The sequence below is a fragment of the Micromonospora sp. NPDC093244 genome (assembly GCF_040683695.1).
In the GTDB taxonomy this organism is placed as follows: Bacteria; Actinomycetota; Actinomycetes; order Mycobacteriales; family Micromonosporaceae; genus Micromonospora.
The window spans coordinates 254,147-262,575 of record NZ_JBFBEO010000007.1 but is presented as its reverse complement, the minus strand read 5'-3'; the positions used below and the strand labels follow the sequence as shown (position 1 = coordinate 262,575).

Here is an 8,429-nt window from a genome sequence, read left to right as displayed (position 1 = left end):
ACACCGCCCACCCGCTTATGCAATTGGTGCGGGTGTCTTTCTGCGCCGGGTAGACCCGGGTGTAGCAAAAATTCAACCTGTTCCCCAATATCTCCCGGGGGGGGGGGGGGGGCCCCGGCCCGCCGCCGACGTCGGCGTACGCCCTCCCCGCTCGACCTCGGCGGACGAGCGGGCTGCGGCCTGCGCTACTCTTGAACGTCGCCGCTGTCGCACCGCGCTGACCGTGCGCGCCTGCCAGGGCGGTGTCAGCCGCATTTTCCCAGCTCCAAGCCCCAGGAAGTGACATGCCTCCGAAGAAGAAGCTCGTCAAGACGTTCACGCTTCAGCTGCCGGCGGGCCAGGCCACGCCGGCGCCGCCGGTCGGCCCCGCGCTCGGCCAGCACGGCGTGAACATCATGGAGTTCTGCAAGTCCTACAACGCGCAGACCGAGTCCCAGCGGGGCGACATCGTCCCCGCCGAGATCAGCGTGTACGAGGACCGGTCCTTCACCTTCGTGCTGAAGACCCCGCCCGCCGCCCGGCTGCTGATCAAGGCCGCCGGTGTGCAGAAGGGTTCCGGCGTTCCGCAGAGCGAGAAGGTCGGCTCGGTCAGCCGCGCCCAGCTGCGTGAGATCGCCGAGAAGAAGATGGCCGACCTCAACGCCAACGACCTGGACCAGGCCGAGAAGATCATCGCCGGCACCGCCCGGTCGATGGGCATCACCGTCAACGACTGACGTCGGCTCCGCCGAAGACCCGATCGTGGGAGGGCTCGCGCCGAGCGGCCCGCCAGAGACCACAGGAGTAATCAGCAATGCAGCGCAGCAAGAGCTACCGCAAGGCCGCCGACGTCATCGACCGGTCCAAGCTCTACACCCCCGCCGAGGCCGTGAAGCTGGCCAAGGAGACCACCAACGTCAAGTTCGACGCCACGGTCGAGGTCGCCATGCGCCTCGGCGTCGACCCCCGCAAGGCGGACCAGATGGTCCGCGGCACGGTCAACCTGCCGCACGGCACCGGTAAGACCGCCCGCGTGATCGTCTTCGCCGGCGGCGCGAAGGCCGAGGAGGCTGTCGCGGCGGGTGCGGACGAGGTGGGCACCGACGAGCTGGTCGCCCGGATCCAGGGTGGTTGGCTCGACTTCGACGCGGCGATCGCCACGCCGGACCAGATGGCCAAGATCGGCCGGATCGCGCGGATCCTGGGCCCGCGCGGTCTCATGCCGAACCCGAAGACCGGCACGGTGACCATGGACGTCACCAAGGCGGTGCAGGACATCAAGGGCGGCAAGATCACCTTCCGGGTGGACAAGCACTCCAACCTGCACCTGATCATCGGCAAGGCCTCCTTCTCGGAGAGCCAGCTGGTGGACAACTACGCGGCGGTGCTCGACGAGGTGCTGCGGGCCAAGCCGTCCGCGGCGAAGGGCAAGTACCTCCGCAAGGTCATCCTGACCACCACGATGGGCCCGGGCGTCCCGGTCGACCCGAACGTGGTGAAGAACCTCCAGGAGGACTCGGCCGAGGCCTGAGCCCGACCAGTTCGCTCCGCCGGGGCGCCGCCACGACCGTGGCGGCGCCCCGGCGCGTTCGTGTTGTGGCAGGCTCGACCGCATGCGGCTGGAGAACGTCTGGTTGCGGTACCACAGGCGGGGGCCGTGGGTGCTGCACGGAGTGGACGTGCGGATCGGTCCGGGTGAGGTGGCGGTCGTGCTGGGCCGCAACGGGGTGGGCAAGTCGACGCTGCTCCAGGTGGCCGCCGGGGTGCTCCGACCGAGTCGGGGTCGGGTCACGGACCGCCCGGCCAGGGTCGGCTGGGTGCCGGAACGGTTCCCCGCCGACCAGCCGTTCACCGTGGCCCGGTACCTGACCGGGATGGCGCGGGTGGCCGGCCTGGGCCGCTCCGCGGCCGACGACGCGGTGACCACCTGGACGGACCGGCTCGGCCTGGCCCGATTCCGCGCGGTTCGCCTGCCGGAGCTGTCCAAGGGCACCGCGCAGAAGGTGGGCCTCGCCCAGGCGATGCTGCGCCCGCCAGGCCTGCTGGTGCTCGACGAGCCGTGGGAGGGGCTGGACGCCGCGACCCGTGAGCTGGTCCCCGAGCTGATCGACGAGGTGCTCGCCGCCGACGGCGTGGTCCTGGTCAGTGACCATCGCGGGGAGACGATCCGGCTGCCCGGGGCGCGCCGCTGGACGGTGGCCCACGGCGAGCTGACCGAGGAGACGCCGTCGGCGGACGAGACCGTCGCCGTGGTCGAGGTCGCGGTGCCGTCCGCGCGGGTCGCCAGCACCGTCGCCCGCCTGCGGGCCGAGGGCCACCAGATTCTTCGGGTACGCCCCGACGCCTCGACCGACGCACCCCAGCACCAGCCGTCAGCCCCGCCGGCCGCACTGGCCCCGCCGACCGTGGGGGAGGCCCGATGACCGCCCTGGTCCGGCTGCGGCTGGCCGGCTTCCTGCGTACCGGCCGGGCGCTGGCGCCGCTGCTTGCCGGTCTCGTCGCACTCGGCACGCTGTACGGGGGCGGCCGGGCCCAGCCGGCAGAGGCGTACGGGGTCTCCGCGGTGGTGCTCTTTCCGGTGCTCGCCTGGCAGACCAAGATCTTGTTGGACGTCGAGCCGGACGTGCAGCGCCGGCTCGCCCAGGTGACCGTCGGAGTGGCCCGGGAGCGGGCGGCGGGTCTGCTCGCCGCCGGAGTGGCGGCACTGCTGACGGTGGCCGTCGCACTGGTCTTCCCGTGGCTGGTGGGCGGGGTCACCGGCCCGGTCGACCCGGGGGACCGGTCGGTGCCGGCCGGGCTCGCGCTGGGGCTGTGGGCGCACCTGCTTGTCGTACCCGCAGCTGTTGCTCTTGGGGCGTTGGCCAGCCGGGCGTCGGTGGGTGGCGCCGGGTACGGCGTCGCTGTGCTGGCGCTCGGCGGTGTCGGCGCGGTGGTGCTGGGCCTGAACGGCTCGGTGGCCCCCTGGCTGGCTCCGCCGATCATGGCCACGGCCCGGACGGCTGCTGGTGACGCCGCCGCGCTCACCCTGCTGGCCCTGACCGTGTGGGCGCTGGCCTGGAGCGCCGCGGTGGTCGGCGGCTACCTGTGGCGGCGGCGGGCCCGGGGGTGACCGCCGGCGGCGCTGGTGGCCCGGCTCACCGGGGGCGATTTGGCGCTGGTGACGCGGGCGCGTACTCTTCAACAGTCATCCGTGTTCGTTATGGATGAGGAACCACCCAGAGACCGCTGGTCACCGTGCTCCGGCACGGTCGAAGGTCCCGCGACAGACGGGCGACCCGCGTAGGGCGGCAAGCGTAACTCGGCAGTGAGCATGGTCCGCCGACCGTGTCGATCCGCCGGCCCTCGCCCCGTGCGCCCTGCGCCGGGGCTTTCTCGTTGTCGCGCTGCCTCCGCCCCCGCTCCCGGTTCCGGCCGTGACGGGGACCAGCCTCGATGAACGAGAGAGGAGGGACATGGCGGACAAGCCGATCCGAGCCGACAAGGCCACGGCCGTCGCTGAGCTGACCGAGAGCTTCCGCAACGCGGGCGCCACCGTGCTGACCGAGTACCGCGGTCTGACGGTTTCCCAGCTCACCCAGCTCCGGCGCTCGCTCGGCGCCGAGACCAGCTACACGGTCGCGAAGAACACGCTGGCGAAGCGTGCTGCGACGGACGCGGGCATCAACGGCCTCGACGAGCTGTTCACCGGTCCTACCGCGCTGACTTTCGTTTCGGGCGACGTCGTCGAGGCGGCGAAGGGCCTTCGCGACTTCGCGAAGGCCAACCCGAAGCTCGTCATCAAGGGCGGTGTCTTCGAGGGCAAGGCCATTTCCGCGGCCGAGGTCACGAAGCTCGCCGACCTGGAGTCCCGCGAGGTGCTGCTGGCCAAGCTGGCCGGCGCGATGAAGGGCAACCTGAGCAAGGCCGCGGCCCTGTTCCAGGCCCCGCTGTCGAAGACCGCCCGTCTGGCGGCTGCACTGCAGGACAAGCGCGAGAAGGAGAGCGCCGAGGCGGCCTGAGGCCGTCCCGACGCACCAAGTCTTACTTAACAGATTCAGGAAAGGACGCCAGACATGGCGAAGCTCAGCACCGACGAGCTGCTTGACGCGTTCAAGGAGATGACGCTGATCGAGCTCTCCGAGTTCGTGAAGCAGTTCGAGGACACCTTCGAGGTCACCGCCGCGGCTCCGGTCGCCGTTGCCGCCGCTGGTGGCGCCCCGGCCGCCGCCGAGGCCGAGCCGGAGAAGGACGAGTTCGACGTCATCCTCGAGGCTGACGGCGGCAAGAAGATCCAGGTCATCAAGGTCGTGCGTGAGCTGACCGGCCTGGGCCTCAAGGAGGCCAAGGACGCGGTCGAGTCCGCGCCGAAGGCCATCCTGGAGAAGGTCAACAAGGAGACCGCCGACAAGGCGAAGGCCAAGCTCGAGGGCGAGGGCGCCAAGGTCACCCTCAAGTGACCTGACGTTCCACAGGCGCGTGCCCGGCTCGGTGAGCCGCGACACGATCGCGTCGCGGCGGGCGGTGATCCGACACGGATCGCCGCCCGCCGTGTTGGTGGTCCGGCGTCCACCCATTCTGAGCTGGGCATCCGTCCGTGGCGTGCCGGCCTGAACGGGGACTGCGGGTCCACCTCCGGTGGGAAAGAACGGACGACCCGGATACCGGCCCTTGACGCGGCCCCGGGCTGCCAGGCACGCTGACACCAGCAAGACACCGCGCTTGCGACGGCCACAACGTGGGTAATGACAGCGGCGGCACCAACGGCCGCGGCAACCCGCGCGGCCCAGTGGGGACGTTGCGTTCTGAGCGGCCCGGCAGACCCCGGTTGACGGGGGCCGAGGCGCGTTCCGCAGACGACCTGCGGGGTGGGCTGGACAGCGGTTAGCCTCTCGGCTACACTGCTAGTTTGCGCTGCCTTCCGACTTGACCCCTGCTCGGAAATGTCCGTTTACGGATATTTCTGGTGGGGTCATTGGAGTGCACGCGTACCAGCCGTTCTGCAGCACCGGTCCTCGGAAGGACGCATCTTGGCAGCTTCCCGCCCTGCGAAGACCAGTCGTACGTCGAGCGCATTCGCTCCCCGCCGAGTTTCATTCGGCAGGATCACCGAACACCTCGAGGTCCCCAACCTCCTTGCCATCCAGAACGAGTCCTTCGACTGGCTCGTCGGCAACGAGGCTTGGCAGGGCCGGTCGGCGGACGACCCGCACGCACGCTCGGGTCTCGCGGAGATCCTTGAAGAGATCAGTCCCATTGAGGACTTCTCCGGCACCATGTCACTCTCCTTCTCGGCGCCGCGCTTCGACGAGGTCAAGGCCTCGATCGAGGAGTGCAAGGAGAAGGACCTGACCTACTGCGCTCCGCTCTTCGTGACCGCGGAGTTCACCAACAACACCACTGGCGAGATCAAGAGCCAGACGGTGTTCATGGGTGACTTCCCGATGATGACGCCCAAGGGCACCTTCGTCATCAACGGCACCGAGCGCGTCGTGGTCAGCCAGCTCGTCCGGTCCCCGGGCGTGTACTTCGACAAGCAGCCGGACAAGACCTCCGACCGCGACCTCTCCAGCGTCAAGGTCATCCCGAGTCGGGGTGCCTGGCTGGAGTTCGACATCGACAAGCGCGACACGGTCGGCGTACGCATCGATCGCAAGCGCCGGCAGGCCGTCACGGTCCTGCTCAAGGCCATCGGATGGTCGGCCGAGCGGATCCGCGAGCGGTTCGGCTGGTCCGAGCTGATGATGACCACGCTCGAGAAGGACCACATCGCCGGCCAGGATGAGGCCCTGCTAGACATCTACCGCAAGCTGCGCCCTGGCGAGCCGCCGACGCGCGAGAACGCCCAGACCCTGCTCGACAACCTCTTCTTCAACCCGAAGAGGTACGACGTCGCCAAGGTCGGGCGCTACAAGTTCAACAAGAAGCTCGAAGTGGACGTGCCGATCACCACCGGCACGCTCACCGAGGACGACATCGTCGCCACCGTGGAGTACCTGTGCCGGCTGCACGCCGGTGAGGAGGGCTACGAGGCCGACGACATCGACCACTTCGGCAACCGGCGCCTGCGCACCGTGGGTGAGCTGATCCAGAACCAGGTTCGGGTCGGCCTCTCCCGCATGGAGCGGGTCGTCCGCGAGCGGATGACCACGCAGGACGTCGAGGCGATCACGCCGCAGACCCTGATCAACATCCGCCCGGTGGTGGCGGCGATCAAGGAGTTCTTCGGTACGTCGCAGCTGTCCCAGTTCATGGACCAGACCAACCCGCTGGCGGGCCTGACCCACCGGCGTCGGCTGAGCGCGCTCGGCCCGGGTGGTCTGTCCCGCGAGCGGGCCGGCTTCGAGGTCCGCGACGTGCACCCGTCCCACTACGGTCGGATGTGCCCGATCGAGACGCCGGAAGGCCCGAACATCGGCCTGATCGGCGCGCTGTCCACCTTCGCCCGGGTCAACCCGTTCGGCTTCATCGAGACGCCGTACCGGAAGGTCGTCGAGGGTCGGGTCACCGACCAGATCGACTACCTGACCGCGGACGAGGAGGACCGGTTCGTCAAGGCCCAGGCCAACGCGCCGTTGAAGGCTGACGGCACGTTCGCCGAGGACCGGGTCCTGTGTCGTCGTAAGGGCGGTGAGACCGAGGACGTCGTCCCCGGTGCCGTCGACTACATGGACGTCTCGCCGCGGCAGATGACCTCGGTCGCGACCGCCATGATCCCGTTCCTCGAGCACGACGACGCCAACCGGGCACTGATGGGCGCGAACATGCAGCGCCAGGCGGTGCCGCTGGTCAAGGCCGAGGCGCCGCTGGTGGGTACGGGCATGGAGTACCGGGCCGCGGTCGACGCGGGCGACGTGGTTGTCGCCGAGGTCGGCGGTGTGATCGAGGATCTCTGCGCCGACTACGTCACCATCCACCAGGACGACGGCCACCGCCGGACGTACCTGCTGCACAAGTTCCGCCGCTCCAACGCCGGCTCCTGCGTCAACCAGAAGCCGGTGGTCTTCGAGGGCGACCGCGTCGAGGCCGGTCAGGTCATCGCCGACGGGCCGTGCACCGACGAGGGCGAGATGGCACTCGGGCGCAACCTGCTCGTGGCCTTCATGACCTGGGAGGGGCACAACTACGAGGACGCGATCATCCTGTCGCAGCGCCTCGTGCAGCAGGACGTGCTCACCTCGATCCACATCGAGGAGCACGAGGTCGACGCCCGGGACACCAAGCTCGGCCCGGAGGAGATCACCCGCGACATCCCGAACGTCAGCGAGGAAATGCTCGCTGACCTCGACGAGCGCGGCATCATCCGGATCGGCGCCGAGGTCGTCCCCGGCGACATCCTGGTCGGCAAGGTCACGCCGAAGGGCGAGACCGAGCTGACCCCGGAGGAGCGGCTGCTTCGCGCGATCTTCGGTGAGAAGGCGCGTGAGGTCCGGGACACCTCGCTGAAGGTGCCGCACGGCGAGACCGGCACGGTCATCGGTGTGCGGACGTTCTCCCGCGAGGACGGCGACGAGCTGCCGCCGGGCGTCAACGAGCTGGTCCGGGTCTACGTCGCCCAGAAGCGCAAGATCCAGGACGGCGACAAGCTCGCCGGCCGACACGGCAACAAGGGTGTCATCTCGAAGATCCTGCCGATCGAGGACATGCCGTTCCTGGAGGACGGCACCCCGGTCGACATCGTGCTCAACCCGCTGGGTGTGCCGAGCCGGATGAACATCGGCCAGGTGTTGGAGACCCACCTCGGTTGGGTCGCCAAGACCGGTTGGAAGGTCGAAGGCGACGACACCGACTGGAAGCGGCAGCTGCGCTCGATCGACGCGCACGAGTCCGAGGGGGACACGAACGTGGCCACCCCGGTCTTCGACGGCGCACGGGAGGCCGAGATCTCCGGCCTGCTGTCGTCGACGCTGCCCAACCGTGACGGCAAGCAGCTGATCGGTTCCAGCGGCAAGGCGCAGCTGTTCGACGGTCGTTCCGGTGAGCCTCTGCCGGACCCGATCGCGGTCGGCTACATCTACATCCTGAAGCTGAACCACCTGGTCGACGACAAGATCCACGCTCGGTCGACCGGCCCGTACTCGATGATCACGCAGCAGCCGCTGGGTGGTAAGGCGCAGTTCGGCGGTCAGCGTTTCGGTGAGATGGAGTGCTGGGCGATGCAGGCGTACGGCGCCGCGTACGCCCTGCAGGAGCTGCTCACGATCAAGTCCGACGACGTGCTCGGCCGGGTGAAGGTCTACGAGGCCATCGTCAAGGGCGAGAACATCCCGGAGCCGGGCATCCCGGAGTCGTTCAAGGTGCTGCTCAAGGAGCTGCAGTCGCTGTGCCTCAACGTTGAGGTGCTCTCCAGCGACGGTGTGGCCCTGGAGATGCGCGAGACCGACGACGAGGTGTTCCGGGCCGCTGAGGAGCTGGGCATCGACCTGTCCCGGCGCGAGCCGAGCTCGGTCGAAGAGGTCTGAGGTGAGCGGTCG

7 protein-coding genes are annotated in these 8,429 nt (G+C 69.1%); all 7 read left to right on the top strand.

From position 1 onward, the window contains the following. The first annotated feature begins 284 nt into the window (after positions 1-284). A complete protein-coding gene (gene rplK / locus AB0N27_RS27365) occupies positions 285-716 on the top strand; it encodes a 50S ribosomal protein L11 (RefSeq protein WP_053653970.1) in 432 nt (143 codons plus the stop codon). A gap of 77 nt (positions 717-793) precedes the next feature. Further along, positions 794-1,510, top strand: coding sequence for a 50S ribosomal protein L1 (rplA, locus tag AB0N27_RS27360; protein WP_139582408.1), 717 nt, complete (start codon positions 794-796; stop codon positions 1,508-1,510). A gap of 82 nt (positions 1,511-1,592) precedes the next feature. Next, entirely contained in the window at positions 1,593-2,402 is an 810-nt protein-coding gene (locus tag AB0N27_RS27355) for an ABC transporter ATP-binding protein (protein WP_364375630.1), read from the top strand. After that, a complete protein-coding gene (locus tag AB0N27_RS27350; RefSeq protein ID WP_364375627.1) occupies positions 2,399-3,088 on the top strand; it encodes a hypothetical protein in 690 nt (229 codons plus the stop codon). The genes AB0N27_RS27355 and AB0N27_RS27350 overlap by 4 nt, the downstream gene beginning before the upstream one ends. A gap of 343 nt (positions 3,089-3,431) precedes the next feature. Continuing rightward, complete coding sequence (gene rplJ, locus AB0N27_RS27345) at positions 3,432-3,977, top strand: 50S ribosomal protein L10 (RefSeq protein WP_074314622.1); 546 nt, start codon at positions 3,432-3,434, stop codon at positions 3,975-3,977. 54 nt (positions 3,978-4,031) lie between these two features. Continuing rightward, entirely contained in the window at positions 4,032-4,415 is a 384-nt protein-coding gene (gene rplL / locus AB0N27_RS27340; protein ID WP_151488762.1) for a 50S ribosomal protein L7/L12, read from the top strand. A 570-nt stretch (positions 4,416-4,985) separates the two neighbouring features. Then, positions 4,986-8,417 (top strand): DNA-directed RNA polymerase subunit beta, encoded by a 3,432-nt coding sequence (locus AB0N27_RS27335; RefSeq protein ID WP_139582402.1) that lies wholly within the window; start codon positions 4,986-4,988, stop codon positions 8,415-8,417. Positions 8,418-8,429: the final 12 nt, after the last annotated feature.

Excerpts from the sequence above, each read along its gene's own strand:
- rplK (WP_053653970.1), top strand. The coding sequence starts at position 285 with ATGCCTCCGAAGAAGAAGCTCGTCAAGACGTTCACGCTTCAGCTGCCG.
- rplA (WP_139582408.1), top strand. The coding sequence starts at position 794 with ATGCAGCGCAGCAAGAGCTACCGCAAGGCCGCCGACGTCATCGACCGG.
- AB0N27_RS27355 (WP_364375630.1), top strand. The coding sequence starts at position 1,593 with ATGCGGCTGGAGAACGTCTGGTTGCGGTACCACAGGCGGGGGCCGTGG.
- AB0N27_RS27350 (WP_364375627.1), top strand. The coding sequence starts at position 2,399 with ATGACCGCCCTGGTCCGGCTGCGGCTGGCCGGCTTCCTGCGTACCGGC.
- rplJ (WP_074314622.1), top strand. The coding sequence starts at position 3,432 with ATGGCGGACAAGCCGATCCGAGCCGACAAGGCCACGGCCGTCGCTGAG.
- rplL (WP_151488762.1), top strand. The coding sequence starts at position 4,032 with ATGGCGAAGCTCAGCACCGACGAGCTGCTTGACGCGTTCAAGGAGATG.